This window comes from Geodermatophilus africanus (assembly GCF_900107105.1).
GTDB classification, from domain to species: Bacteria; Actinomycetota; Actinomycetes; order Mycobacteriales; family Geodermatophilaceae; genus Geodermatophilus; species Geodermatophilus africanus.
Genome location: NZ_FNOT01000007.1, coordinates 55,418 through 81,222, shown reverse-complemented (window position 1 = coordinate 81,222; position 25,805 = coordinate 55,418). Strand labels below are relative to the sequence as shown.

The window sequence follows — 25,805 nt, the reverse complement described above, 5'->3', positions numbered from 1 at the left end:
GCAGAAGGGGGCGGGCGCCGTCCTGTCGTCTTCCGGCTGTGCGGTGATCACCGGCGGGTGGTGGCTCCCGTCGGTGTGTCGGGCAGCCACTCGCCGAAGATCACCTTCCAGCGGGGGCGAGGGGTCCTCTCTCAGGTCTGGTCAGGGCGCGGGACGTCGCCCCGCCAGGCGCCGGTCTCGGTGCCGCGGCTCTCGATGAACGCCTTGAACCGCTTGGCGTCGGCCTTGACCTGCCGGTCGTCGAAGCCCAGCGCCGCGCCGGCCTTCTCGACGATGCCGTGCGGCTCCCAGTCGATCTGGATCATCACCCGGGTCTTGGTGTCGTCGAGGCGGTGGAAGGTGACCACGCCGGCGTGCTTGGCGTCGCCGCCGGTGCTGGTCCAGGCCACCCGCTCCTCGGGGTGTTGCTCGGTGATCTCGGCGTCGAACTCCCGCTTGACGCCGTCGATGTTGGTCACCCAGTGAGTGCGCGTCTCGTCGATCTGGGTGATCCGCTCGACCCCGCCCATGAAGTTCGGGAAGGACTCGAACTGGGTCCACTGGTCGTAGGCGACCCGGATGGGGACGTCGACGTCGACGGATTCCTGCACGCTGGCCACGTTGGCCTCCTCTACTCGGGGTCCTCGGATGGAGTCGCTCTACCCGACCTCCCGACGCAGGACACCTGCCTCACACCGGTCAGCCGAGCGCGGCCGCCACGCTCCCGCACACCGCGCGGCCGGGCAGCAGCAGCACCTGCGCCAGGTGGTAGGCGTCGGGCTGCCCCTCCCACGTGCCCGTGGCGACCGCGCCCTCCGGCGTCAGCTCGTGGTGCCAGCTGCCGGTCGCCGGGTCGGCGAAGCGGGCCTCGCCGTGCCCCCACCAGTGCTCGGCGAGACGCCGGTAGGAGGCGTCGCCGGTGACGGCGGCCAGCGTCTGCGCGGCCGCGACCGCCTCGCACAGCACCCAGTGCATGCGCGCGGACACCACCGGCCGGTCGTCCCAGCCCAGCGTGTACGGGAAGCCGTCGTGCCCGTCGGCGGCCCAGCCGCGGGAGGCGGCCGCGGTGAACAGCCCGGTGGCGTCCTCGAGCAGCCAGGACGGCGGATCCGGGGTGACGGCGCGGGCGTGCAGCGCGAGCCGGGCCCACTCGAACTGGTGCCCGACGGTCACGCCGTACGGGCGGAAGGGGTGGGCCGGCTCGTCGCGGTTGTGGTCGGGCAGCGGCTCCCACCCCGCGGTGAAGTGCTCGGGCAGCCGCCAGTCCCGCTCGCGTGCCCAGCCGTGCACCACCCGCTGCACGGTGCGCAACGCCTGCCGGCGGAGCCGCGCGGCCCGCGGGTCGCCGTCCCCCAGGGCGTCCGCGGCGGCGAGGGAGGCCTCGACGCCGTGCATGTTGGCGTTGGCGCCGCGGTAGTCCGACAGCCGCGACCAGCCGGCGTCCCACTCCTCGACCGCCAGGCCCGCCGCGTCGTCCCAGAACCGGGTCTGCCAGACGCCGAGCGCCTCGTCGAGCAACTCCCGGCCGCCGGGCGCCCCCGCCGTCGCGGCCGTGGCCCCGGCCAGGACGACGAAGGCGTGCACGTACGCGGCCTTGCCGTCGTCGCTGGTCGAGGCGTACCAGCCGCCGCGGTCGCCGTCGTGCAGCGGCCCGGCGGCCAGCGCCTCGACCCCGTGCCGGACCAGGTCGTCCCACCCGCTCCGCCCGCTCAGCTGCGCGAGCCCGAAGACGTGCGTCATGCGGGCCACGATCCAGCTCTCCTGGCCGCGCTCGGGCCGCACCCGGCCGTCGTCGCCGAGGTAGCCGAAGCCGCCGTCGGGCAGCTGGGATCGGGCCGCGAACTCGAGCAGCCGGTCGAGGTCGGTCACCGGGCCCCCTCCCCTCGCGACGATCATGGCGTCGCGACCACATCCTGAACCGGACCGGTGGTCACGGCGCCATGATCGTCGGCGGGTTCAGAACGCCAGCGCCGTCCCCGGGTCCGACAGCAGGGCCCCGACGTCGGCGAGGAACCGGCTGCCCAGCTCCCCGTCGATGATCCGGTGGTCGAACGAGAGCGCCAGCTGCGTCACCTGCCGCGGGCGCACCTTCCCCTTGTGCACCCACGGCAGCTCGCGGATCGCGCCGAAGGCGAGGATCGCGGACTCGCCGGGGTTGAGGATCGGTGTCCCGGTGTCGACGCCGAAGACGCCGACGTTGGTGATCGTGATCGTGCCCCCGGTCATGTCCTCCGGAGCGGTGCGGCCGGCCCGCGCGGTCTCGGTGAGCTGCGCGAGCGCGCCGGCCAGCTCGGCCAGCGACAGCCGCCCGGCGTCCTTGACGTTGGGGACGACGAGCCCGCGCGGGGTGGCCGCGGCGATGCCGAGGTTGACCTGCCCGTGGACGACGATCTCCTGCGCCGCCTCGTCCCAGGAGCTGTTGACCATCGGGTGCCGGCCCGCGGCCAGCAGCAGCGCCTTGGCGACGAACAGCAGCGGGCTGACCTTGACCCCGGCGAACTCCGGCCGGGCCGCGATCCGCGAGCGCAGCTTCAGCATCCGGGTCACGTCGACGGTGAGGAACTCGGTGACGTGCGGGGCGGTGAAGGCGCTGGCCACCATGGCGGCGGCGGTGTGCTTGCGCACCCCCTTCACCGGGATCCGCTGCTCCCCCGCCGTCGCCGCGGGGACCGGGCGGAGCTCGGTGACGGACGCCGCGGACGGCCCGGCTGCCGCGGCGTGCACGTCGGCCCGGGTGATCACCCCGCCGTCCCCGCTGCCGGTCAGCGCGGTCAGGTCGACGCCGAGGTCCTTCGCCAGCTTGCGCACCGGGGGCTTGGCCAGCGGCCGCGGCCGACGGTGGCCGTGCTCGGCCGCCCGGGACGGCGCCGCCGCCTCGGCCGCGGCGTGCGCCTCGGCCTGGCGGCCGACCTCCAGGCCGCCGTGCCGGACCGGCTTGGCGGTCGCGTCCGGCGCGGTCGCCAGCAGCGGCGGCCGGTCCTGGCCGCCGGAGCCGTAGTCGGCCGCGGGTGCGGGCGCGGGTGCCGCGTGGGCGGCGCGGCGCGGACGCCGGCGGGCCTCGGTGTTGCGCGGCCCGTAGCCGACGAGCACCGCCGTCCGTCCGCCGGGCGCCGCCCCGCCGATCAGCCCGGCCGCCACCTCTTCCCCGCCCGCCCCGTCGGCGGTCTCGCCGCCGTCCCCGGTGGGCGCCGGGGCGGCGTCCCCGCCGACGTCGATGGTGATGATCGGCGTGCCGACGTCCACGGTGCTGCCGGCGTCGTGCAGCAGCGCGGTGACCGTGCCGGCGTACGGCGAGGGCAGCTCGACGGCGGCCTTCGCCGTCTCCACCTCGCAGAGCGGCTGGTTGACCGTGACCGTGTCGCCGACGGCGACCAGCCACTGCAGGATCTCGCCTTCGGTCAGCCCCTCGCCGACGTCGGGCAGCTTGAACTGGCGCAGCATCTCGGTCAGTACTCCAGGGATCGGTCGACGGCGTCGAGCACCCGGTCGAGGTCGGGGAGGTACTCCTCCTCGAGCTTCGACGGCGGGTAGGGCGTGTCGTAGCCGCCCACCCGGAGCACCGGCGCCTCCAGCGAGTGGAAGCACTCCTCGGTGATCCGCGCGGCGATCTCCGCGCCGAGCCCGAGGGTCACCGGCGCCTCGTGGACCATGACGCAGCGGCCCGTGCGCCGCACCGACTCGACGACCGGGTCGAGGTCCAGCGGGGAGAGGGTGCGCAGGTCGACGACCTCCAGCGAGCGGCCCTCCTCCGCCGCGGCCTCGGCCGCCTGCAGCACCGTCTTCACCATCGGGCCGTAGGCCAGCACGGTGACGTCGTCCCCGCCGCGGACGACGCGGGAGGCGAACAGCGGGTCCGGCGTGGCCGCGGTGTCGACCTCGGCCTTGTCCCAGTACCGGCGCTTGGGCTCGAGGAACACGATCGGGTCGGGGTGCGCGATCGCCTGCTGGATGCCCCAGTAGGCGTCGACCGGGTTGCTGACCGCGACCACCTTGAGCCCGGGCGTGTGCCCGAAGTAGGCCTCGGGGCTCTCGCTGTGGTGCTCGACCGCGCCGATGCCGCCGCCGAAGGGGATCCGGATGACGATCGGCATGGCCAGCTTCCCGCGCGAGCGGGCGTGGATCTTGGCGACCTGGGTGACGATCTGGTTGTAGGCGGGGAAGACGAACCCGTCGAACTGGATCTCGCAGACCGGCCGGTAGCCGCGCATGGCCAGGCCGACGGCGGTGCCCAGGATGCCGGCCTCGGCCAGCGGGGTGTCGACGACGCGGTCCTCGCCGAAGTCCTTCTGCAGGCCGTCGGTGATCCGGAAGACCCCGCCGAGCCGGCCGATGTCTTCGCCCATCAGCATGACCTTGGCGTCGTCCTCCATGACCCGGCGCAGGCCGAGGTTGAGCGCCTTGCCGATGGTGAGCGTCTGGGTACTCATTCCGACGCCTCCCCGAAGCTCGCCTGGTAGGCCTCGAACTGGGCCTGCTGCGCGGCCAGGTGCGGCGTCTGCTCGGCGTAGACCTGATCGAACATCGCCGTCCCCGGCGGGTCGGGCATCTCGGTCGTGCCGCGCCGGATGCGAACCGCGAGCTCGTCGGCCTCGGCCTCGACGGCGTCGAAGAAGTCCTGGTCGGCGGTGCCGCTGCGGGAGAGGTACGCCTTGACCCGGGCGATCGGGTCCCGCAGCTTCCACTCCTCCAGCTCGCTGGCCAGCCGGTAGCGGGTGGGGTCGTCGGAGGTGGTGTGCGCGCCCATGCGGTAGGTGAAGGCCTCGATGAACGTCGGTCCCTGCCCGTCCCGCGCGGCCACGAGCGCCGCCCGGGTCACGGCCAGGACGGCGAGGACGTCGTTGCCGTCGACCCGGACGCCGGGGAAGCCGAAGCCGGCGGCGCGCTGGTAGAGCGGCACCCGCGACTGGCGCTCCAGCGGGACGCTGATCGCGTACTGGTTGTTCTGGCAGAAGAAGACGACCGGCGCGGAGAAGCTGGCCGCCCAGATCATCGCCTCGTTGACCTCGCCCTGGCTGGTCGCGCCGTCGCCGAGGAAGGCCAGGACGGCGGTCTCGGAGCCGTCCCGCTGCACCCCCATCGCGTAGCCGGTGGCGTGCAGGCACTGCGCGCCGATGACGACGGTGTAGAGGTTGAAGCCGGTGGCGACCGGGTCCCAGCCACCGTTGTCGACGCCGCGGAACAGGCTGATGACGTGCAGCGGGTCGACGCCGCGGGTCCAGGCCACGCCGTGCTCCCGGTAGGTCGGGAACGCCGTGTCGCCGGGCTGCAGCGCCCGGCCGGCGCCGACCTGGGCGGCCTCCTGGCCCAGCAGCGAGGCCCAGATGCCCAGCTCGCCCTGCCGCTGCAGGGCGGTGGCCTCGACGTCCCACCGGCGGACCAGGACCAGGTCGCGGTAGAGCTCGCGCAGCTGCTGGTCGTCGAGGTCGATGGCGTAGTCGGGGTGCTCGACCCGCTCGCCCTCGGGGGTCAGCAGCTGGACCAGGTCGGGCTGCCGGGGCAGGTGCGGCGCTCCCGCCCCCGGTACCGGGTCGACCACCTCGGTGGCACTGGAAACGCTCACGTGCTCCTCCTCGCCGTCGTCCGCCGCTGCCGGGGTCGCCGGCGCGAGCGGGCGGTGTGGACGTCTCGCGGCGCCCGGGTGTGGCACCACTCACACATCCTGACACGACCCGGCCGTCCCTGGAGCACACACCCACCCGCCGTTCTGCGCAAGATCCCCCGATCGGACTGCGCACGATGACCCGTCACGGGGTGGTCGGGCCTGTCAGACTGAGCGACGTGCCGGCCCTCGACGCCACCGACGCCCGCCTGCTGCAGGCCCTGGGCGAGGACCCGCGGGCGACGGTGATGGCGCTGTCGCAACGGCTCGGCCTGGCGCGCAACACCGTGCAGGCGCGGCTGGCCCGGCTGGAGTCCAGCGGCGCGCTGGCGCCCTTCGAGCACCGGGTCCGCCCGGAGGCGCTCGGCTACCGGCTGGGCGCCTACGTCACCGTGCAGGTCGTCCAGCGCAGCCTGGCCGACGTCGGTGCCGCGCTCGCGCACATCCCCGAGGTGCTCGAGGTGACCGCACTGTCGGGCGTCGCCGACCTGCTGGTGCGGGTGGTCGCGGTCGACGCCGACGACCTGTGGCGGATCACCGAGCGGGTGCTGGCCATCCCCGGTGTCCAGCGCACCGACACCGCGCTGGCGCTGCGCCGGCTGGTCGACCACCGCGTGGGACCGCTGCTGGACCGCGCGGCCGGGACCGACCGGCCCCCGGACACGCCCTAGACCCGCCGCACCCGCACCGGACCGCGCGCGGTCGCCACGTTGACGACCTCGCCGCGCTGGGTGACCTCCACCTGCCCGGCCGCGGCCAGCCGCCCGGCCGCCGCACGCGCCGGGGGCATCAGCTCGCGCCAGCCGTCGGGGTCGACCGCCCGGGCGGCCTCGGAGGGACAGATCGTCGCGCCGGCCCGCCGCTCGTCGAGCAGCGCGTCGATCGCCCGCTCCAGCCGCGCGTCGACGTCGTCCACACCGCCAGCGTGCGGTGGTCGACGCCGCCGCGCCACCGGCCGGGGATGCTGGACCGGTGCGCCGCTGGACGACCGGGCTGCTCGCCGGCCTGCTGCTCGTGGTCGCCGGCTGGGTGTCGGCCCCGCCCGCGTCGGCCTGCAGCTGCACGGGTGGGACGACGACCGACGCCCTCGCCCGCGCCGACGCCGTGTTCAGCGGCCGGCTGGTCTCCCGCGAGATGGACGACGGAACGGCCCTGCACGTCTTCGCCGTCGACACCGTCCACGTCGGGGAGGTGTCGGCCCGGCAGGGCGTGCTGTCGGCCGCGTCCGGCGCCTCGTGCGGCCTCGAGCTCCGCGGCGACGGGCCGTTCCTCGTCTTCGCCACCCGGCAGGGCGACGCGCTGGCGGCCGACCTGTGCGGCGGGACCCGCCCGTGGGACGCCATGGCCGCGGCGGAGGTGCAGATGCTGACCGGCGCGGCCCCGCCGCGGCCCGGCGCGGCCGGCACCGAGCTGGCCGGGCAGCTGTCCGACGCGACGCTGGAGGCGGCCGTCGCCGTCCTGCTCGTGGCGGCGTTCGGCGCCGGGCTGTTCGTGCGCCGTCGCCGGTTCGCCGACTCGGGCGGGTGATCCTGCGACGACCCGGGTCGTGGCCGAGTTCCCCGTGCCGCCCCACGCCGCGGTGAGCAGGGTGTGCCCGGCCGTCCGCCGGGGGTAGACCGGGCGGGTGGCAATGCGCACCCCGCTGGGGACCATCGGCAAGGGACGGCGCGGCATCAGCGCGGCGGGCTGGGCGCTGCGCGGCGCGGCGGCCGGGGCTGCGGGCACCACGGCGCTCAACGCCGTCACCTACCTCGACATGACCGTCCGCGGCCGCCCGACGAGCTCCACCCCCGAGCTGACCGTGGAGAAGCTGGCGGAGAAGGCGCACGTGCCGATCCCGGGGGACGAGGAGACGCGCCGGAACCGGGTGCAGGGCCTGGGCCCGATCACCGGGCTGGTGGCGGGCGTGGGGTTCGGCGTCGTCGTCGGCCTGGTCCGCGCGGCCGGCTACCGGCCGCAGCCGCTGGTCGGCACGCTGCTGACCACGCTCGGCGTGCTGATCGCCGCCAACGGGCCGATGACCGTCCTCGGCATCACCGACCCGCGCACCTGGTCGGGGGCCGACTGGGCCAGCGACATCGTCCCGCACCTGGCCTACGGCGCGGTGGTGAAGACGACGATGGACGCCTTCGACCTGCCCTGAGCTCGCGCGAGATCTGCACAGTGGCGGTCATCAGCCGCCGGATCGCCACCACTGTGCAGATCTCGCGCCATGGGCCCGCGGGCAACTGCGCGGGTGCAGGACATCACCACGGAGGCCGAGCTCACCGAGCTCCTCGGGGAGCCCATCCGGGGCGCCGTCGCCAAGGAACGGACCACCCTCGACGAGCTCGACCGGCAGGTGCTCTCGCACTGCGCCGAGGCGTTCCTGCGCTCGGAGCTGTGGGACCCGGCGAGCCGGGCGCCGGACGCCGTCCCGTTGCGGGCGGTGATCGCGCACCGGCTGGAGCGCCGGGACCAGCGGCTCGAGGACATCGAGCGCTACTACGGCGAGCAGTACTCCGCGGGGCTCCACCCGGCGACCTGACGAGATCGGCGGTCTCGTGGCGATCAAGGGTGATGGCCACGAGATCGCCGGTCTCGCGGGCCGGACCCCGCGTCAGGCCCGCCAGCCGCCCTCGTCGACGCCCCCGGGCACCGGGGCGTCGGGGTCGTAGGGCTGCCGGGTGAAGACGAAGGTGCCCAGGTCCAGGTGGTCGTCGGCGATGCGCAGCGGCTCGCCGGCGTAGTAGCCGTCCAGGCCCACCCACGTGCGATCGTCCCGGCGGGCGAAGCGGCTGGCCCGACCGGCACGGCCCGGCAGCGGGCCCAGGTGCAGCAGGCCGCCGGGCACCGCCCGCAGCGCGTGCGGCCCCGGGCCCCAGTACCAGATGCCGAGGGCGTCCAGCGGCACCGGCGGCGACTCGGGCACCCACGGCTCGACGACGCGCGGCTCGCCGGCGCGCAGGTCGGCGAGCAGGCCCGGCACCAGGGGGTCCAGACCGGCGGTCGTGTTGGCCAGCGACACCGCGCCGGTCCGTTCCTCGCGGTCGACGAAGACACCGGCGAGGAAGCCGGGCATCGAGCCGCCGTGGCCGACCAGCGTGCTCCCGTCGACCCGCAGCACCTGCACGCCGAGCCCGTACGCCGACCAGCCCGGCGCGGAGGGGTCCACGCCCGCGGGCACGGTCATCTCCTCCAGGGTCGCGGGGTCGAGCACGTCCCCGGTGTCGCCGAGCAGGAAGGCGGCGAAGCGCCCGAGGTCGGCCAGGGTGGCCCACAGCTGACCGGCGGCGGCCATCACGCCGGCGTCGTGCTCCGGCTCCGGCAGGACGACATCGGCCCACGGGTGCACCGCATGGCCCTCGGCGGCGGGCGCGACCGGCCGGGGCGTCGTGCGGGTCATGCCGAGCGGGCCGAGCACCTCGGCGGCGACGACGTCCGCCCAGGACCGTCCGCGTAGCCGGGCGACCAGCTCGCCGAGCAGGCCGAAGCCGAGGTTGGAGTAGTGGAAGCGGCGCGCGGCACCGAGGACGACGTGCTCGGGGGCCAGCTGCAGGTCGGCCAGCGAGCCGCCCGGTGCCCGTTCCCACCACGCGCCGGGGCTCTCCGCGGCGGCACCGGCGACGTGGGCGAGCAGCTGGCCGACGGTGCGGTCACCGAGCGGGGTGCCGGGCACGTGCCGGTCCAGCGGGTCGTCGAGGTGCACCCGGCCCTCGTCGCGCAGCCGCAGGACGGCGACCGCGGTGACGGTCTTGCTGATCGACCCCAGCCGGTACTGGACGTCGGTGTGCGGCTCGGGGACGTCGCCGCGCCCGGTCGACCAGGCCAGCCCACCGTCCCGGACGACGCCGGCGACGAGGCCGGGCGCCCGCCCCTCGCGCTGGACGCGGGCGGTGCGGGCGAGCAGCAGGCGGGCGGTGGACGGCAGGACGGCGTCGGGCACGGACCGGACGCTAGCGAGCCGGGTCAGGACGTGGGCGCGGCCTCGGGCACGGGCAGCCGGCCGTTGCGGGTGGCCCAGCGGTCGAACCACAGGGTGGCCAGCGGCGGCACCGACGCGGCCAGGGCGAGCAGCGTGGTGGTCGCGTTCCAGCGCAGCACCCGGGCGGCCACGACCGCGACGACGACGTAGGCGACGAAAATCCCGCCGTGGATCGGGCCGAAGATCTGCACGCCGCGCTCGGAGGTCGCCAGCACGTACTTGACGAACATCCCGAACAGCAGGCCCGCCCAGGAGCACGCCTCGGCGAGGGCGACGGCACGGAAGGCGAGGGCGACGGCGCGCGGCTTCACGCCGCCCATGGTCCCCGACGCCCCGGCGGACCGGCCGGGTCGGTGTGGTGAGGCGTGCCACCTGGCAGGGTCGGGGCCCGTGCGGGGTCTGGCGCGGCGGGAGTTCTGCCTGGTGCTGCTCCGCCGGATGGCCGACCTGCGGCCGGACCTGGTCGCGGAGGCGCTGCCCCGGCTGCGCGCCACCCGCGGGGAGGCGCACGCGGCGCACACCCGCTGGCAGGCGCTGCAGCACTCGCCGCGGGCGCCGCGGGGGCTGGCGCTGCGCTCGGCCGTCCTCGGCCCGCCGGAGGAGACCGAGGACCGCCGCTTCGGCGACCTCGGCCTGGAGGTGCGCCGCTGGCCGCTGCCGCTGTGGCCGCACCTGTACTGGGAGGTGCTCACCGGCCCCGGCGGCAGCGTGCTGCAGGAGCACCTGGTGCGGGCCCCGGGCTCCCCCGTCCCGCGGGCCACGCCGGCCCGGCTGCGGGTGTGGGAGCACACGCTGGACGACGTGGTCGGGCTGCGCGGGGCGACGAGCGTGGACCCCGGCGTCGTCACCCGCTGGGAGGTGCACCTGCCCGGCGACGTCCGCGCCCGCTTCGTCTGGGGCCTGCTCCAGGCCGTCGACCCGCCGTGATCATCGGCAAGTGGCGGTTGCTGTCGGCGTGTCGAGCAGCCACACGGCGATGATCACGGCGGCCGTCCTTCAGCCGGCGATGCGGTTGAACTTCGGCGTCGCGCCCATGTTGTCGACGCTGGCGACCTTGACGACGTCGCCGGACGTCGGCGCGTGCACCATCTGCCCGTTGCCCAGGTAGATGCCGATGTGGCTGACCGGGCTGTAGAAGGCGACCAGGTCGCCGGCGCGGGCCTCGGAGCGGGACACCGGCGTGCCCGTCTGCGACTGCATGCGGCTGGAGTGCGGCAGGCTGATGCCGGCCGCCTGGAACGCGTACTGCACCAGGCCCGAGCAGTCGAACGAGCCCGGACCCGACGCCGCCCATACGTAGGGCTTGCCGCGCTGGGCCAGCGCGCGGTCGATGACCGCCTGCAGCGAGCCCCCGTCGACCGCCACGGGGGCGGAGGCCGCCGCGGCCGGCGCCTCGCGCTCGGTCCGGCTGGCCCGGCCGCCCTCGCCGGCGCCGTGCGCGGCCGCGGCGGCCTCGAGCGCGGCCCGCCGCTCCTCGGCCGACAGCCGGGCGTAGTCGGCCTGGTACCCGGCGATCTGGGCCTGCAGGTCGGCCTGCTGCCGGGCGACCGCGTCGTACTGCTGCTGCGCCTCGGTGCCGGCCCGGTCGGCCACGACCTGCGCCTGCGTGGCCACCTCGCCGGCCGCGACCGCCGCCTCGAGCAGCTCGCCCTGGTGGCCGGCGACCGCCTGCAGCAGGGTCACCCGGTTGACGAACTCCTCGGCGGAGTCGCTGGTCATCAGGGCCTGGAAGGAGCCCATGGAGTCGCCGGTGAAGGCCGTGCGGGCGACGCCGACGACCGACTCGCGGGCCGTGGCGGCCGCCGCCTGCGCCTCGGTCACCGCCGCGGCCGCCGCCTGCGCCGCCGCCTGCTGGCCGGCCAGCACCTCGCGGGCCTCGTTGAAGTCCTCGGTGAGGACCTCCAGCTCGTGGCCGCGGGCGGCGACGAGGGCCGCGGCCTCGGCGGCGGAGGTCGGCTCCTCCGCGCCGGCCGGGGCAGGCGCGAGGGCCAGGCCGATGACGCCGGCCAGGACGAGGGCAGCGCGACGGGCAGCGCGAGGGGTCGCCATGGTGCGGCGGCACTCCGTTCATCCACGGCCGCCTACCGGGTCAGCTGACGGGTTCGGGCTGGACGTGCCCGGCGCGGCCGGCCGCGGTGCCGGCGTGCGCTTCACCCCAGTGGTTCGGTGGGTCCCCGGCCCAGCGCTCCCGGGGAGGAGAGCGCCGGCTCGGCGGCACCCGCGGGGTGTCACCCAGGCTGGTGACGGAGCGCCCCGACGGATGTACACACCGTAGGGTCCGCGACGGCGCCGTGACAATCACCCGGTTGTGATTTCGTGGACTCTCGACTCGACCGCCGCGGTCGGCGGGAACGGGCGGGACAGGTGTGACGGACGGGGTTCACCGTGGGTGCGCCGGGGCACGCAGCGGCCATGGATCTGAAGCGCCCGCTGGTCGTCCTCGCCACCGTCGTCGCGCTGGTGGGCTGCGGCAGCAACACCGAGGACGACAACACCGACCTGGACCGGGGCACGACCGAGTGCGGGGCCGCCGAGGCCGGCGCCACCGACGAGGAGCAGTGCGAGGACACCGAGCAGGACAACGAGGAGCAGACCGACGAGGAGGACGACGGGGCGAACTGACGGCGGCACGCAGGGACAGGGGCGCTCCGGCTACGGTCCGCCGGTGGGAGCGCGCAGGTACGACGCCGTCGTCGTGGGGGCCGGGCACAACGGACTGGTCGCCGCGGCGTACCTGGCGCGCGCCGGCTGGTCGGTGCTGGTGCTCGAGCGGCTCGCCGAGGCCGGCGGCGCCGCGGTCAGCCGGCAGGTGTTCCCCGGCCTCGACGTCCGGCTGTCGGCCTACTCGTACCTGGTGAGCCTGCTGCCCGACCGGGTCGTCGCCGACCTCGGCCTGCAGGTGACGCTGGCCGACCGGGCGGTCGCCTCGTACACCGCCGTCCCCGGCGGGCCGGGGTTGCTCGTCGAGCGGGACGATGGCCCGGCCACCGCGGCGTCGTTCCACGCGCTGACCGGCTCCGACGCCGAGCTCGCGGCCTGGCGGCGGTTCTACGCCCGGCTCGCCACGCTCGCCGAGGACCTCGCCCCCACCCTCACCGAGCCGCTGCTGTCCCCTGCCGAGCTGACCGGGCGGCTGCGCGACCAGCAGCTCTGGCACGACCTGCGCGAGCGCCCCCTGGCCGACGTCGTCGGCGACGCGCTCGCGCACGACGTCGTCCGCGGGGTGGCGCTGACCGACGGGCTGATCGGCACGTACGCCGACGTGCACGCCGCCGACGGCCTGGCCGGGCGCTGCTTCCTTTACCACGTCGTCGGCAACGGCACCGGGCGCTGGCGGGTGCCGGTCGGCGGGATGGGCGCGGTCACCGGCGCGATGGCCGCCGCCGCCCGCGGCGCCGGCGCCGAGCTGGTCACCCGTGCGGAGGTGACGGCCGTCGAGCCGCGGGACGACGGCGCGACCGTGCACTGGACCGACGACGAGGGCACCGAGCGGGCCGTCGACGCCGGCTGGGTGGTCGGCGGCGCCGCCCCCGCCGTGCTCGACCGCCTGCTCGGCGAGGCCCCGCAGCCCTCGGCGGACGGCGCCCAGCTCAAGGTCAACATGGTGCTGGCGCGGCTGCCCCGGCTGCGCTCCGGCGTGGACCCGGCGGTCGCCTTCGCCGGCACCTGCCACGTCGACGAGGCGGCCTCCCAGCTCGACGCGGCGCACGCGCAGGCGGCGGCCGGCCGGCTGCCCGACGTCGTCCCCTTCGAGGTGTACTGCCACTCGCTGACCGACCCGACGGTGCTGGGCCCGGCCGAGCGGGCCGCCGGCTGGCACACGCTGACCCTGTTTGGCCTGCACACCCCGGCGGGGCTGTTCCGCGACGACCCCGACGGCACCCGCGACGAGGCGGTGCGCCGGGTCGTCGCCCAGCTCGACGCGCACCTGGCCGAGCCGCTACTGGACTGCCTGGCCCGGGACGCCGAGGGGCGGCCGTGCCTGCAGGCGGCCTCGCCGCTGGACGTCGAGGCGTCCCTGGCGATGCCCGGCGGGCACATCTTCCACGGCGACCTGTCCTGGCCGGTCGCCGCGACGCCGGAGGAGGTCGGCACCTGGGGCGTGGCGACGGCGCACCCCCGGGTGGTCGCCGCCTCCTCGGGCGGCACCGTGCGCGGCGGCGCGGTCAGCGGCCTGGGCGGGTACGCGGCGGCCCGCGCCCTGCTGGACCGGTGCTGAGCCGACCCTGGACGGCGCGCCGGGCCCGCGCCGAGACCCGGACACTGCTGCGCGGGGTCGCCGAGCAGCTGCGCGGGCGGGACGTCGCGCTGATCGCCGCCGGGCTGACCTTCTACGCCGGGATCGCGGTCGTCCCGCTGCTGCTGGTCGCCCTGTCACTGACCTCGCTGGTCAGCTCGCCGGAGACCGTCCGTGCGCTCGGCGACCGGCTCGGCGAGCTGCTGCCCGCCGAGCTGGGCGCGCCGGCGGCCGTGCGGACCCTGGTCGACGCCGGGGTGTCGATGGACCTGCTGGAGTTCGTGCTCGCGCTGCTCCCGCTGTCCTTCTACGGCGAGGGGCTGCGCCGGGCGCTGCTGCGCTTCACCACGGAGCGGGACACGCTGACCGGCTGGCGCGGCCGGCTGCTGGCCATGCCCCTGGTGGCCGCCTTTCCCGCGCTGACGTACCCGCTGCTGCTGGCGGCCTCGGGGATGGCCGAGCTGGAGGAACGGGGCAACGACGTCGGCAGCTTCCTCGTCGGTTACTACTCGGTGCTGTTCGCCCTCACGGTGCCCCTGCTCTGGGGCTACGGCGTCATTGCCGGGGGACGGCGACTGTCCTGGCCGGCCCTGCTCGGCGGCGTGCTGTTCACCGCCGCGTGCCTGTCGGGATTCCTGCAGGGCTTCGTGCTCTTCCTGGCCCTGCCCCTGGCGCTCGGGGCGCCGTTCGGCGGGCTGACCGCCGTGGGCGCGGTCGTGGCGATCATCCTGTGGCTGTTCCTGCTGCACCTGGTGGTGATCGGGGGCTGGCTGCTCACCCAGTCCCTCGACGACCGGCTCCGCGGCGGGGCTCAGCCGTCGCGGCCTCCCCAGTCCTGACCCGGTTCCCCGTCGTCACCCGGGCCCTGCTCGGGCGCCGGCTCGGGGGGCCCCTGCGGGGGCTCGGCGAACGGTGGGGGCCCGTCCGGCTGCTGCTGCCGCGGCTCCGGGTCGGGCGCCGGCGGGGCGTAGTCCTCGCCGTTGCTCACCAGGATGGAGACGACCTGGCCCTGCACCGCGCGGGCGCCGCGCGGTGGGCTGGTCCCCAGCAGGGTCCCGGAGCGCCGGGCGCTGTCGATCTCGACGGTGGTGTGCTGGAAGCCGGCCTCCTCGAGCGCCGCCCGGCAGGCCCGCACCGACGTGCAGCCCGGCACGGGGCGGGTGTTGCCGTTCTCCACGACCTCGTCGGCCGGCGGGAACTCCCCACTGCCCCGGGCCTCCAGGATCGGGGCCATCGCGTCGCGCCAGACGGTGGCCGCCTTGCCGCCGCCGAACCCGCCGACGTTCTGCTTCTCCTTGGGGTTGAGCACCATGACGCTCGCGGCGATCTCCGGGGTGTACCCGACGAAGGCGATGGAGTCGTTGTCCTGCGACGTGCCGGTCTTGCCGGCGATCTGGTGGCCCGGGACGTAGGCGCGGGTGCCGGTCGCGCCGGAGTACCCCGGCTCGACGTCCTTGCGGAGCATCTGGTTGAGCGTGTTCGCCACGCCCGGCTTGATCGCCTCGGGGGTGCACCGGTCGCCGACAGCCAGCGGCTCGCCGTCCGGCCCGAGCGCGGGGTCGCCGTGCTGGTCGAGCACCGCGGTCACCGGGACGACGTCGCACTGCGTGCCGCCGGCCGCCAGCGTGGAGTAGGCGCTGGCCAGGGCCAGCGGGCTGGTGGCCTCGGAGCCGAAGGTGAAGGAGCCCCGGTTCTCGTCGATGATCTGCTGCGGCAGGGCGGGGTCGCTGTACTGGAACAGCCCCATCCGCTCGGCCATCCGCACCGGCTGCTCGACGCTGCCGAGGGCGTCCTCGAGGGCGAGGAAGTAGGTGTTGGACGACTGGTACAGCGCGGTGGTGAGGTCCAGCGTCGAGCGGTAGGTGCCGGCGTTCTCGACGTCGTAGCGCCCGGTGCCGTCCCGGTAGACCCGGGAGACGTAAGGGTCCGACGTGGTCAGCGTGTAGTAGCTGGAGAACCCGCGGTCCAGCGCGGCCGCGGCGGTGAACACCTTGTAGGTCGAGCCGGAGCCCTTGCTCGGCGCGGCGTTGAGGTTGTACGACTCCTGCGCCGGGTCGTCCTGGTCGTAGCCGAAGACGCGGTTGACGCTCATCGCCAGCAGGCGGCCGGTGCCCGGCTCGACGGCGGTGAACATGCCGGCCAGCGAGTTGCCCATGGACAGCGTCTCGAGGACGGCGGCGTCGCCGGCGCGCTGCAGGTCGGCGTCCAGCGTGGTCTGGACGACGTAGCCGCCGTTGTCCAGCTGCTGCTGGGTCATGCCGAGCTGCTGGATCAGGTAGCGCTGCACGAAGTCGCAGACGAACGCCCCGACCGTCGCCTCCACGCAGCCGCGGCGCGGGGCCGGTGCGGGGGCGAGGCCCAGCGGGACGGCCTGCGCGGCGGCGACCTCCGCCGGGTCGGCCAGGCCCTGCTCGGCCATCCGGGAGAGGACCTCGTTGCGGCGCGCCGTGGCTGCCTCGGGGTTCGTGAAGGGGTCGTCCTGGGTCGGGCTCTGTGCCAGGCCGGCCAGCAGCGCGGCCTGCGGCAGGGTGAGGGCCGCGGCGTCGACGCCGAAGAAGGCCTGCGCGGCCGGCTGCACGCCGTAGGCGTTCCGCCCGAAGTACACGAGGTTGAGGTAGCGGGTGAGCAGCTCGTCCTTGGAGTAGGCGTCCTCGAGGGCCAGCGCCAGCCGGGCCTCGCGCAGCTTGCGGCCCATCGTCTGCTCGGTCGCCGCGCGGCGCTCCTCCGGGGTGTCGGCGGTCTGCAGCAGGGTCTGCTTGACCAGCTGCTGGGTGAGCGTGGAGCCGCCCTCCTGCACGCCGCCGGCGGCGATGTTGGTCAGCAGCGCGCGGGCGGTGCCCTGCACGTCCAGGCCGTGGTGCTCGTAGAAGCGGGCGTCCTCGATGGCGACCATCGCCTGCTTCATGACCTCGGCGATGCCGTCGCTGGGCACCGGCGCGCGGTTCTCCTCGTAGAAGGAGGTGATGACCTCACCGTTCGCAGCCAGCAGCACGGTGTTGGCCGGCGGGGCGTCGACGGTGAGCTCCGTGGGCAGGTCGCCGAGCAGGCTGGTCGACTGCTGGGCGGCCACCGCGGGCCCGCCGACCCAGGGGAAGAGGAGTCCTGCGACGAGTGCTCCGGCCACCACGACCGTCGCGGCGAGCTTGATCAGCGTCCTGGCCCGTGGGTCGGTGCGCAGGTCCATGGGCCCCCTTCCGTGGAGTGCCACTCGAACAGGAATCGACGTCGTCCACAACGATGCGCGCCGCGCCGCCGGACATCGTGACCCGCGCACGCCACACCTGTCACGCAGCGAGCAGTTCCGGCAGGTCACCGGCGTGCAGCACCACCAGGGTGCTGACCGCCCGGGTGAGGACGACGTAGAGCCGGTGCAGCCCGCGCGGCTCGGCCGCGGCGATCGCGGCGGGGTCCACCACGACGACCGCGTCGAACTCCAGCCCCTTGGCCAGCGTCGCCGGGACGACGGCCAGCGACCCCGCGTCGCCGTCCTCGTCGAGCACCGCCGCGGGCAGCCCGGCCGCGACCAGCGCCCCGGTCACCTCGGGCACGGCGGCGTCGGCGCAGACCACCCCGACCGAGCCCGGCGTGGCGGCCAGCTCGCGCACCATGTCGGGCAGCGGGCCCTCGGCGCGGATGCGCAGCGAGCCGGAGCCGCGGCGCACCGCGGTGGCGGCCGGCAGCCCGGGCGCGATCACCGGCAGCAACCGGTTGGCGTACTCGAGCACCTCGCCGGGCACGCGGTAGCCGCGGGTGAGCGGCCGGACCTCGGTGTCCGGGCGGCCCAGGCCGGCCAGCGTGCGGCCCCAGTCGGCCGTCGACCACGGGCTGGTGGCCTGCGCGAGGTCGCCGAGCACGGTGAGCGACCCGGCGGCCAGCCGGCGGGCGATGGCGCGGCACTGCATGGGCGAGAGGTCCTGCGCCTCGTCGACGACCACGTGCCCGTGGCCGGCGGTGCGCTCCAGCAGCCCGGCGACCTCGTCGACCAGCACCGCGTCGGCCTCGGTCCACGGGGCGCTGCGCAGCGGGCCGGCCGGGCGCAGCAGCAGCGCCTGCTCGGCGTCGTCGAGCACGCCGCGGGCGGCCCGGGCCAGCACGGCGGGGTCGGTGAGCAGCGCGTGCACCCGCGCCGCAGCGTCCTCCGCCGGCCAGACCGCGTCGCAGAACGCGCGGACCTCGGCGCTGCGGGCGGCCCGGCGGGTCTCGGCGTCCGTCGGGCTGCCGCCGGCCGCCTCGGCCTGCCGGCGGGCGTCCTCGGCCAGCAGCATCGCCAGCCGCTCGCGCCCGGCGGCGTGGTGCAGCACCTGCTGGTCCTCGCCGGCCCGCCCACGCCGGCGCAGGTCGTCGACGTACCGCTTCAGCCGCTCGACCGGCACGCGGCGGCGGCGCCCGGCCAGGGGCACCTGAACGTCGTCCGCCGGCTTGGCGATCGAGCCCCACAGGGCGCGGTGCAGCACCTCGGCCAGCCGGGCGTCGCCCTTGAGGACGGCGACCGCCGGGGCGTCGACCGCGCGCACCGGCACCCGCGCGGTGAGCTCGGCGACGGTGGTCTGCTCGACGTCGACCTCGCCGAGGGTGGGCAGCACCTGCTCGATGTAGCGGAGGAACGCGCGGTTGGGCCCGACGACGAGGACGCCGGTGCGGGCCAGCTGCCCGCCGTGCGTGTACAGCAGGTAGGCCGCCCGGTGCAGGCCCACGGCGGTCTTGCCGGTGCCCGGTGCGCCCTGCACGCAGACCGACTCGGCCAGTGGCGCGCGCACGATCGCGTCCTGCTCGGGCTGGATGGTGGCCACGATGTCGCGCATCGGCCCGGACCGCGGGCGCTCGATCTCCTGCTCGAGCAGCCGGCCCGGGGCGGCGTCCCCCACCCCGAGCAGCTCATCCTCGTAGCTGGTCAGCTCGCCGCCGGAGAAGCCGAACCGGCGACGGCGCACCAGCCCCTGGGGATCGGCGGCGCTGGCCCGGTAGAACGGCCGGCTCATCGGCGCCCGCCAGTCGATGACGACCGGGGCGCCGTCGGCGTCGCGCACGTGCCGGCGGCCGATGTGGAAGGTCTCGGTCGCGGTGTCGGTGCGCCCGAAGAACGGGGGGACGCCGGGGTCGGCGGCCAGGGCGCGCAACCGCTCGGCGCGGGCGGCGCCGAGCCGCTCGGAGGCCCAGGCGTCCACGCCGGCGTCCACGACGGCGGAGGTCGCCGCGCGCATGCCGGTCAGGCAGTCGGCCGCGCGCGCCAGGTGGGCGCGCTCGGCGGTGAGGACGGGATCGGCGGGGGTGGTCGTCTCGCTCGATGCAGCGGACACGGTCGGAGGACGTTACTCGGCGGTGCGTGGTCCGTCGACGGACTTCCGGCGCGCCCCCCGGCGATCACGGACGTGCGGTGGCGACTCGCGGGTGGACGCCGGCGCGCCGCCACCGGAACCTCATGATCGTCGCGGGGACGGGGGCGGGCGCTCCCCGGGCTCCACGATGTGCACGTCAACGGCGCGGAACTGCGACGGGGTCTCGAGCAGCACCGCCTTCGTCGGGTCACCGACCTCGAGGGCGGCCCCGCGGCGCAGCGCGGCCAGCGCCCGCAGCCGCGGATCGGCCAGGACGTCGTCCACCAGACCGCGGTCGCCACCGGTGAACAGCGCCTCGACCCCGCCGGCGTGCGGCAGCAGCACCCGGACGGCGGTCTCGACCGCGGCGCCCACCACCGCGTCGGTCTGGTGGGCCCGCCGCCGGGCGAAGCGCTGCTGCGACCAGCCACCGGCCGCCGTCCGCCCCTGGACCTGCCGAGCGTCGACCTTCGAGACCACCAGGTCGGCGCCGTCGAACACCCCGACCGCCCACCGTCCGCGGCGGGCCAGGAGGACGGCGGCGCGGTGCGGCACCCGGGCCGCGGCGGTGAACGAGGTCAGGAGCGCGGGACCGGGCCGCCAGTCGAACGGCGCCCTCAGGGTGACCTCGGTGGTGTCCGCGCAGGTCACCCGCACCGCCCCGTCGACCAGCCCGACGCTGTCGAAGGCGCCGTGCCGGGCGGCGACGCCGTCCAGCCAGCGCCCCAGGCGCTCGGGCGGAACGCGCACCTGCCGGCCGCCACCGGCGGCGGGTCGGGCGCGGGTCAGCGCTCGGCGTCCCGGGTGGTGGGCAGTCCGGCCGCGGCCCAGGCCTGGTACCCGCCGACGACGTCGGTGGCGCGGTGCAGGCCCAGGGCGCGCAGCGAGTCGGCGGCGAGGCTGGAGGCGTAGCCCTCGTTGCACAGCACGATGACCTCGACGTCGTGGTCGGTGGCCTCCGGCAGCCGGGCGTGACTGGCCGGGTCCAGCCGCCACTCCAGGACGTTGCGCTCCACCACGAGCGCGCCGGGCACCTCGCCGTCGGCCTCGCGCTGGGCGACCGGGCGGGTGTCGACGAGCAGGGCGCCCGCGGCCACCCGCGCCGCGGCCTCGGCAGGCTCGAGGCGGTGCAGGCGGCCGCGCGTCTCGTCGAGCACGTCGTCGATGGACCGGGGGCCGGGCGGGGTCTCCACGGGCTCCATCCTGACCGCTCAGCGGGCCATCGCGGGCTCGGCGGCGTGCTCGGCGGGCACGTGCAGCAGCCGCTGGGTGAGGGCGACGACCACCGTGGCGACCGCGGCGGCGACGGTGGCCACCCAGAAGGCGCTGCTGGCCCCCGTCGTGTCGACCAGCTTGCCCGCCGCCGAGGAGCCGACGGCCACCCCGAGACCGAGCGCGGTGCCGATCCAGGTGAACGCCTCGGTGGTCGCCGAGCGCGGCACCAGCACCTCGGCCAGCGTGAACGAGCTGATGAGGGACGGCGAGATCGCCAGCCCGGCGAGCACCACGAACGGGATCATCAGCCACACGTCGCCGACCAGCGCCAGCGGCAGGCTCAGCACGGTCAGCACCCCGAGGACGACGACCAGCCGGTGCCGGAGCGGGTGCCGCCAGTGCACGTTCCCCCACCCGATGCCGCTGGCCATGGACCCGACCGCGAGGGCGGCGATGAGGACGCCGGACAGCGGCATCGCGTCGGCCTCGTCGGCGAACGCGACCAGGGCGATCTCGAGGCTGCCGAGGACCGCGCCCACGGCGGCGCCGACGACGAAGAGCACCCGGATGCCCGGCGAGCGGATCGCCGTCGGGCCGCTGCGGGCGGCGTGCCCGTGCGGCGGCGGCTCGGTGCGCGTCTGGGCGGCGAAGAGCAGGCTCCCGACGACGGCGAGGACGAACGCCGTGACCACCCCTGAGGTGGCGTGCCCGGTCGTGGACAGGAAGGTGACCAGCACCGGGCCGATGATGAAGACGAACTCGTCGACCACCGACTCCATCGCCAGCGCCGCCGGCAGCCGGTGCGTGCCGCGCAGCAGGTGGGTCCACCGCACCCGGATCATCGAGGCGACCGGCGGGATGCAGGCGCCGGCCAGCCCGGCCGAGGCGAAGAGGATCCAGCGCGGCCACTCCTCCTTGACCGCCGGGAGGAACACGCAGCCCGCGGCGACGAACACGGCGAGCACCGGCAGCAGCGTCCGCCGCTGGCCGTGGGTGTCGGCCCACCGGCCCAGCAGCGGGCCGGAGATCGCCGTCGTCACGGCGCCGGTGGCGGCCACCGCCCCACCGAGCCCGTAGCTGCCGGTCTCCGAGGCGATGAGCAGCACCGAGCCCAGGCCGACCATCGACAGCGGCAGCCGGCCGACGAAGGCGGCCAGCACCATGGGCAGCGCGTGCGGCGTGCGGAGCACGTGCAGGTACGGGTTCAGCACGGGGAGGGCGACCTGTCGTCTCAGGTGAGGGTGGCGCTGGTACGACGACCCACGCTAACCGACCCGTACGGCCCCGGCCCGGTGGCGCCGTGCTGCTCCGGCGGGGTGCCGGCGCAGCACGGCGCAGGGCCCCGCACCGGTCGCCGTTGACAGTGCGGGGCCCTGCGGGGCCGGCTCGGAGGAGCCGGCCGGGCCGGCTCAGGCGAGCCGGTGCTCCAGGATGGCGAGCTCGTCCCAGAGGGTGCTGGGCAGCTTGTCGCCGAACTTCTCGAACCACTCGGTGATCTGCGGGACCTCGGCGCGCCACTCGTCCTTGTCCACGGCCAGGGCCTTGTCGACCTGCTCGCGGGTCATGTCCAGCCCGGAGACGTCCAGCGAGTCCGGCGTCGGCACGTGGCCGACCGCGGTCTCCTCGGCCGCCGCGGTGCCCTCGAGCCGCTCGACGACCCACTTGAGCACCCGGCTGTTCTCGCCGAAGCCCGGCCACAGGAAGCCGCCGTCCTCGTCGCGGCGGAACCAGTTCACGTAGAAGATCTTCGGCAGCTTGGTCGCGTCGTGCGCCTTGCCCGTCTCGACCCAGTGGCGGAAGTAGTCACCGGCGTTGTAGCCGATGAAGGGCAGCATCGCGAACGGGTCGCGGCGGACGACGCCGACGGCGCCGGTGGCGGCGGCCGTCGTCTCCGAGGAGAGCGTCGCGCCCAGGAAGACGCCGTGGTTCCAGTCCCGGGCCTCGGTGACCAGCGGGATCGTGGTCTTGCGGCGGCCGCCGAACAGGATCGCCGAGATCGGCACGCCCTTCGCGTCCTCGTACTCCGGCGCCAGGATCGGGCACTGGGTGATCGGCGTGCAGAAGCGGCTGTTCGCGTGGCTGGAGGGCTGGTCGCTCTCCGGCGTCCAGTCCTGCTTCTTCCAGCTGGTCAGGTGCGCCGGGGGCTCGTCGGTCATGCCCTCCCACCAGACGTCGCCGTCGTCGGTGAGCGCGACGTTGGTGAACACCGAGTTGCCCTTGTCGATGGTGCGCATCGCGTTGGGGTTGGTGTGCCAGCCGGTGCCCGGGGCGACGCCGAAGAGGCCGTACTCGGGGTTGAGCGCGTAGAGCCGGCCGTCCTCGCCGAACCGCATCCAGGCGATGTCGTCGCCCAGGGTCTCGACCTTCCAGCCCGGGATGGTCGGCTCGAGCATCGCCAGGTTGGTCTTGCCGCAGGCCGACGGGAACGCCGCGGCGACGTAGTAGCTCTTCTGCTGCGGGCTGGTCAGCTTGAGGATCAGCATGTGCTCGGCGAGCCAGCCCTCGTCGCGCGCCATCACCGAGGCGATGCGCAGCGAGTAGCACTTCTTGCCCAGCAGGGCGTTGCCCCCGTAGCCCGAGCCGTACGACCAGATCGTGCGCTCCTCGGGGAAGTGCACGATGTACTTGGTGTCGCTGCAGGGCCACGGCACGTCCTGCTGGCCCTCCTCCAGGGGGGCGCCCAGGGAGTGCATCGCCGGCACGAACGGCCGGTCCTCGCCCATCGCCTCGAGGATCGCGCTGCCGATGCGGGCCATGACCCGCATCGAGACGACGACGTACTCGGAGTCGGTGAGCTCGACGCCGAACATCGGGTTCTCGGCCTCGACCGGGCCCATGCAGAACGGGATGACGTACATGGTCCGGCCGCGCATGCACCCGCGGTACAGCCCGGTCATGATCGACTTCATCTCGGCCGGGTCCATCCAGTTGTTGGTGGGACCGGCGTCGGCCTCGTCGACCGAGCAGATGAAGGTGCGGTCCTCGACGCGCGCGACGTCGCTGGGGTCGGAGGCGGCCCAGAACGAGTTGGGCTTCTTCTGCAGGCGGGTGAAGGTCCCGGCCTCGACCAGCCGCTGGGTGAGCCGCTCCCACTCCTCGTCACTGCCGTCGACCCAGACGACCCGGTCGGGGGTGGTCAGCTCGGCCATCTCCCGCACCCACGCGAGCAGCCGGGTGTGGGTGGTCGGGGCGTTGTCGAGACCGGGGGTGGCCACAGAAGTCACGGCGTCTCCATCCTCTGGGTGCACCGGGGTGAGTGCCGCCGGCGTTGGTGTTCGTCCTGCTCAGCTGTCGTCCGGACCGCCGCGGCGCCACAGGCACCGGTGGGGTTCCGGATCCGGAGAGCGTAACGGCGGGGACGACCACTGTAACCGTGAGAGATGTTACGTATAAGACGTCTACCCCGCGGGCCGGCAGTCCCTGGTGGCGCCGTGCGTTGACTCGAACCGTGGACACCCCAGCCGACCGCCCCGGCCCTCCTGACCCCGCTGACCCTCCGCGGGGTCACCCTCCCGAACCGGCTGGTCGTGGCCCCGATGTGCCAGTACGCGGTGACCGACGGCTTCGTCGGCGACTACCACCTGGTGCACCTGGGCCGATTCGCGCTGGGCGGCTTCGGCCTCGTCGTTGTCGAGGCGACCGGGGTCACGCCGGAGGGCCGGGTCAGTCACGGCGACACCGGCCTGTGGTCCGACGAGCACGTGCCCGGGATGGCCCGGGTCGTCGACTTCCTGCACGCACACGGGTCGCTGGCGGGCATCCAGCTGGCGCACGCCGGCGCCAAGGCCAGCAGCAAGCGGCCCTGGGACGGCGAGGGTGCGGTGACGCCGGAGAACGCGCACCCCGGCGAGGAGCCGTGGCCCACCGTGTCGGCCAGCGCGGTGCCGGTCGCCGGGCTGGCCCACGCCGCACGCGCTGACCGTCGACGAGCTGGCCGAGGTCCGCGACGCGTTCGCCGGCCCCGTCTAGGGCCCCGCCCCGAGCCTGCGAGGGGTGGGGAGGACGGGGTCCTTCTACTGCTCAACCAGTTCCTCTCCCCGCTGACCAACCGGCGTGCGGACGAGTACGGCGGCTCGCGCGAGGGCCGCATGCGGTTCCCGCTCGAGGTGGTCGAGGCCGTGCGCGCGGCGTGGCCCGACGACCGGCCCGTCTTCGTGCGCGTCTCGTCGGTCGACGGATCCCGCGACGGCGTGACGCTGGAGGACACCGTCGCCCTCGCCCGCGAGCTGCGGCCCGCGGGGTGGATGCCGTCGACGTCTCCGGCGGCGGCCTCGGCGGCGGCTGGCACCACCCGATCGGCAACGGCTAGCAGGTGCCGCACGCCGCCCGTATCCGTGCGGAGGCCGACATCGCCACGATGGCCGTCGGGCTCATCGTGGACGCCCGGCAGGCCGAGGCGGTCGTCGACCAGGGCTTCGCCGACCTCGTGGCCGTCGCGCGCGAGGCGCAGGACGACCCCAACTTCGCCGCACGGGCGGCACGGGAGCTCACCGGCAGCCACGACGTCTTCCCGGTGCAGGCCGGGCCGCGGCTGGCCGCGCGCGACCGGCTGCTCACCACACTGGGCCCGTGGACCGGGCCGGACCCGGTCCAGGTGCAGGGTCAGGCCTCCGGCGTGCGTCCGTAGACGGGAGCGACGTCGGCGGCGAAGGCGTCCCAGTCCCGCGGGGCGGGGCGCCCGCCGACCTCGGCGTCGAACTTGTCGAGGTACCAGTGCCAGCCGGCGGCGAAGTCGGCGACGTCGGCGTCCGCGGCGAAGACCTGGCGGAAGCGCAGGACCGTCCGGCCGTCCTCGCTCCACAGGTCCAGCTCGACGGTCCAGTCGTCCTGGCCCGCCCAGGAGACCACGAGCCGCCGCGGCGGGTCGCACTCGACCACCGTCATCGGCTCGCCGGCCGGCTCCTGCTCGTGCGTCATCGTGAAGGTGCCGGTGCCGCCGGGGCCGCGCTCGCCGTCATAGGTGCCGATCCAGCGGGCCATCCGGTCGGGCTCGGTGAGCGCCGACCACACGTCCTCGACCGGGTCGGGCCAGGAGCGGCGGAACTCCAGGCGCTGCCGGCCGTCGGCCTCGGTGGTGACGACGCCGCGGCGGGCCATCGCGTCCTGCACGGTCATGGGGTCTCTCCGCTCCTCCGGGCCCGCCGGCCGCGGGCGATCTCGGTGTCCAGTGCGTCGAACCGCTGGGCCCACAGATCGCGGTAGGGCTCCAGCCAGTCGTCGAGCTCCCGCAACGGCCGCGGGTCGAGCGCGTAGAGCCGCCGGCGTCCCGCCACCCGGCTGCAGACCAGGCCGGCCTCCCGCAGCACCCGCAGGTGCCGGCTGATCGCCGGGCGGCTGACCGGGAACCGCGCGGCGAGCTCCCCGGCCGCCAGCTCGCCCCGCGCCAGCAGGGCCACCAGCTCGCGCCGGGTCGGGTCGGCGAGCGCCGCGAGCGTCTCCACGGGGAATGCGTAACACATCGGTTACACGTGAGGCCAGGGGTTGGCGCGCGGACCG

Annotated in this window: 26 protein-coding genes and 1 pseudogene; 10 read left to right on the top strand and 17 right to left on the bottom strand. The window is 75.3% G+C overall.

Annotated elements, in window-relative coordinates:
• Positions 1-131: 131 nt before the first annotated feature.
• The 5 genes from BLW63_RS14335 to pdhA all read right to left on the bottom strand — a co-directional run bounded on the left by BLW63_RS14335 (position 132) and on the right by pdhA (position 5,539).
• Positions 132-599, bottom strand: coding sequence for an SRPBCC family protein (locus tag BLW63_RS14335; protein WP_091157531.1), 468 nt, complete (start codon positions 597-599; stop codon positions 132-134).
• Positions 600-678: 79 nt separating this feature from the next.
• Positions 679-1,848 carry an AGE family epimerase/isomerase gene (locus BLW63_RS14330; protein WP_244522578.1) on the bottom strand — a complete coding sequence of 390 codons (1,170 nt, stop codon included), beginning with the start codon at positions 1,846-1,848 and terminating at the stop codon, positions 679-681.
• An 87-nt stretch (positions 1,849-1,935) separates the two neighbouring features.
• Positions 1,936-3,420 carry a dihydrolipoamide acetyltransferase family protein gene (locus BLW63_RS14325; RefSeq protein ID WP_091157524.1) on the bottom strand — a complete coding sequence of 495 codons (1,485 nt, stop codon included), beginning with the start codon at positions 3,418-3,420 and terminating at the stop codon, positions 1,936-1,938.
• A gap of 5 nt (positions 3,421-3,425) precedes the next feature.
• Positions 3,426-4,406 carry an alpha-ketoacid dehydrogenase subunit beta gene (locus BLW63_RS14320; protein WP_091157520.1) on the bottom strand — a complete coding sequence of 327 codons (981 nt, stop codon included), beginning with the start codon at positions 4,404-4,406 and terminating at the stop codon, positions 3,426-3,428.
• Positions 4,403-5,539 carry a pyruvate dehydrogenase (acetyl-transferring) E1 component subunit alpha gene (gene pdhA, locus BLW63_RS14315; protein ID WP_091157516.1) on the bottom strand — a complete coding sequence of 379 codons (1,137 nt, stop codon included), beginning with the start codon at positions 5,537-5,539 and terminating at the stop codon, positions 4,403-4,405. The genes BLW63_RS14320 and pdhA overlap by 4 nt, the downstream gene beginning before the upstream one ends.
• A 218-nt stretch (positions 5,540-5,757) precedes the next feature.
• Between pdhA and BLW63_RS14310 the strand changes: the two genes are divergently transcribed.
• Positions 5,758-6,249 carry an Lrp/AsnC family transcriptional regulator gene (locus tag BLW63_RS14310; RefSeq protein ID WP_211517115.1) on the top strand — a complete coding sequence of 164 codons (492 nt, stop codon included), beginning with the start codon at positions 5,758-5,760 and terminating at the stop codon, positions 6,247-6,249.
• Here the strand turns inward: BLW63_RS14310 and BLW63_RS14305 are convergent.
• Entirely contained in the window at positions 6,246-6,494 is a 249-nt protein-coding gene (locus BLW63_RS14305) for a DUF3253 domain-containing protein (RefSeq protein WP_091157512.1), read from the bottom strand. The two genes, BLW63_RS14310 and BLW63_RS14305, sit on opposite strands and share 4 nt — an antisense overlap.
• Positions 6,495-6,550: 56 nt before the next feature.
• Here BLW63_RS14305 and BLW63_RS14300 point away from each other — a divergent pair, with 56 nt between their 5' ends.
• From BLW63_RS14300 to BLW63_RS14290, 3 genes are all read left to right on the top strand, one after another.
• Positions 6,551-7,105 carry a hypothetical protein gene (locus BLW63_RS14300; protein ID WP_091157508.1) on the top strand — a complete coding sequence of 185 codons (555 nt, stop codon included), beginning with the start codon at positions 6,551-6,553 and terminating at the stop codon, positions 7,103-7,105.
• Positions 7,106-7,208: 103 nt separating this feature from the next.
• Positions 7,209-7,721, top strand: a complete 513-nt coding sequence (locus BLW63_RS14295; protein ID WP_244522593.1) for a hypothetical protein — start codon at positions 7,209-7,211, stop codon at positions 7,719-7,721.
• 93 nt (positions 7,722-7,814) lie between these two features.
• Complete coding sequence (locus BLW63_RS14290) at positions 7,815-8,105, top strand: PNPOx family protein (RefSeq protein WP_091157499.1); 291 nt, start codon at positions 7,815-7,817, stop codon at positions 8,103-8,105.
• A gap of 72 nt (positions 8,106-8,177) precedes the next feature.
• Here BLW63_RS14290 and BLW63_RS14285 read toward each other — a convergent pair whose 3' ends face one another.
• Together BLW63_RS14285 and BLW63_RS14280 are read right to left on the bottom strand one after the other, a co-directional pair.
• Positions 8,178-9,503: a serine hydrolase domain-containing protein gene (locus BLW63_RS14285; RefSeq protein ID WP_091157495.1), complete on the bottom strand. Its 1,326-nt coding sequence runs from the start codon at positions 9,501-9,503 to the stop codon at positions 8,178-8,180.
• Positions 9,504-9,526: 23 nt separating this feature from the next.
• Positions 9,527-9,862, bottom strand: coding sequence for a DUF3817 domain-containing protein (locus tag BLW63_RS14280; protein ID WP_091157491.1), 336 nt, complete (start codon positions 9,860-9,862; stop codon positions 9,527-9,529).
• A gap of 70 nt (positions 9,863-9,932) precedes the next feature.
• On the opposite strand from BLW63_RS14280, the gene BLW63_RS14275 reads away from it, so the two are divergent.
• The gene (locus tag BLW63_RS14275) at positions 9,933-10,469 is read left to right on the top strand and encodes a hypothetical protein (protein WP_211517114.1); all 537 of its coding nucleotides are present in this window, start codon (positions 9,933-9,935) and stop codon (positions 10,467-10,469) included.
• A 69-nt stretch (positions 10,470-10,538) separates the two neighbouring features.
• Here BLW63_RS14275 and BLW63_RS14270 read toward each other — a convergent pair whose 3' ends face one another.
• Positions 10,539-11,591: a C40 family peptidase gene (locus tag BLW63_RS14270; protein WP_091157486.1), complete on the bottom strand. Its 1,053-nt coding sequence runs from the start codon at positions 11,589-11,591 to the stop codon at positions 10,539-10,541.
• A gap of 363 nt (positions 11,592-11,954) precedes the next feature.
• On the opposite strand from BLW63_RS14270, the gene BLW63_RS14265 reads away from it, so the two are divergent.
• From BLW63_RS14265 to BLW63_RS14255, 3 genes are read left to right on the top strand one after another with little or no spacing between them, the layout of a single operon-like run.
• Entirely contained in the window at positions 11,955-12,164 is a 210-nt protein-coding gene (locus BLW63_RS14265; protein ID WP_139263543.1) for a hypothetical protein, read from the top strand.
• A 43-nt stretch (positions 12,165-12,207) separates the two neighbouring features.
• A complete protein-coding gene (locus BLW63_RS14260; protein ID WP_091157477.1) occupies positions 12,208-13,761 on the top strand; it encodes a phytoene desaturase family protein in 1,554 nt (517 codons plus the stop codon).
• Positions 13,755-14,618 carry a YihY/virulence factor BrkB family protein gene (locus BLW63_RS14255; RefSeq protein WP_244522577.1) on the top strand — a complete coding sequence of 288 codons (864 nt, stop codon included), beginning with the start codon at positions 13,755-13,757 and terminating at the stop codon, positions 14,616-14,618. Before BLW63_RS14260 ends, BLW63_RS14255 begins: the two co-directional genes overlap by 7 nt.
• Here the strand turns inward: BLW63_RS14255 and BLW63_RS14250 are convergent.
• From BLW63_RS14250 to BLW63_RS14225, 6 genes are all read right to left on the bottom strand, one after another.
• On the bottom strand, positions 14,591-16,963 hold the full coding sequence (locus tag BLW63_RS14250) for a transglycosylase domain-containing protein (RefSeq protein WP_091157474.1): 2,373 nt from the start codon (positions 16,961-16,963) through the stop codon (positions 14,591-14,593). The genes BLW63_RS14255 and BLW63_RS14250 overlap by 28 nt on opposite strands.
• A 100-nt stretch (positions 16,964-17,063) precedes the next feature.
• On the bottom strand, positions 17,064-19,076 hold the full coding sequence (locus BLW63_RS14245; protein ID WP_091157470.1) for a HelD family protein: 2,013 nt from the start codon (positions 19,074-19,076) through the stop codon (positions 17,064-17,066).
• A gap of 120 nt (positions 19,077-19,196) precedes the next feature.
• Positions 19,197-19,844 (bottom strand): acVLRF1 family peptidyl-tRNA hydrolase, encoded by a 648-nt coding sequence (locus BLW63_RS14240; RefSeq protein ID WP_244522576.1) that lies wholly within the window; start codon positions 19,842-19,844, stop codon positions 19,197-19,199.
• A 35-nt stretch (positions 19,845-19,879) separates the two neighbouring features.
• Positions 19,880-20,287: a rhodanese-like domain-containing protein gene (locus BLW63_RS14235; RefSeq protein ID WP_091157466.1), complete on the bottom strand. Its 408-nt coding sequence runs from the start codon at positions 20,285-20,287 to the stop codon at positions 19,880-19,882.
• An 18-nt stretch (positions 20,288-20,305) separates the two neighbouring features.
• Complete coding sequence (locus tag BLW63_RS14230) at positions 20,306-21,520, bottom strand: MFS transporter (RefSeq protein WP_091157462.1); 1,215 nt, start codon at positions 21,518-21,520, stop codon at positions 20,306-20,308.
• Positions 21,521-21,718: 198 nt separating this feature from the next.
• Positions 21,719-23,533, bottom strand: coding sequence for a phosphoenolpyruvate carboxykinase (GTP) (locus tag BLW63_RS14225; protein ID WP_091157459.1), 1,815 nt, complete (start codon positions 23,531-23,533; stop codon positions 21,719-21,721).
• Between the two features lie 312 nt (positions 23,534-23,845).
• On the opposite strand from BLW63_RS14225, the pseudogene BLW63_RS28950 reads away from it, so the two are divergent.
• Positions 23,846-24,463 (top strand): annotated as a pseudogene (locus tag BLW63_RS28950) (oxidoreductase); the annotation flags it as partial.
• A 158-nt stretch (positions 24,464-24,621) separates the two neighbouring features.
• Positions 24,622-24,936: a hypothetical protein gene (locus BLW63_RS28575; protein ID WP_211517113.1), complete on the top strand. Its 315-nt coding sequence runs from the start codon at positions 24,622-24,624 to the stop codon at positions 24,934-24,936.
• Here the strand turns inward: BLW63_RS28575 and BLW63_RS14215 are convergent.
• Together BLW63_RS14215 and BLW63_RS14210 are read right to left on the bottom strand one after the other, a co-directional pair.
• Positions 24,912-25,424, bottom strand: a complete 513-nt coding sequence (locus BLW63_RS14215) for an SRPBCC family protein (RefSeq protein ID WP_091157456.1) — start codon at positions 25,422-25,424, stop codon at positions 24,912-24,914. The genes BLW63_RS28575 and BLW63_RS14215 overlap by 25 nt on opposite strands.
• Entirely contained in the window at positions 25,421-25,750 is a 330-nt protein-coding gene (locus BLW63_RS14210) for a metalloregulator ArsR/SmtB family transcription factor (protein ID WP_091157452.1), read from the bottom strand. The genes BLW63_RS14215 and BLW63_RS14210 overlap by 4 nt, the downstream gene beginning before the upstream one ends.
• Between the last annotated feature and the right edge of the window lie 55 nt (positions 25,751-25,805).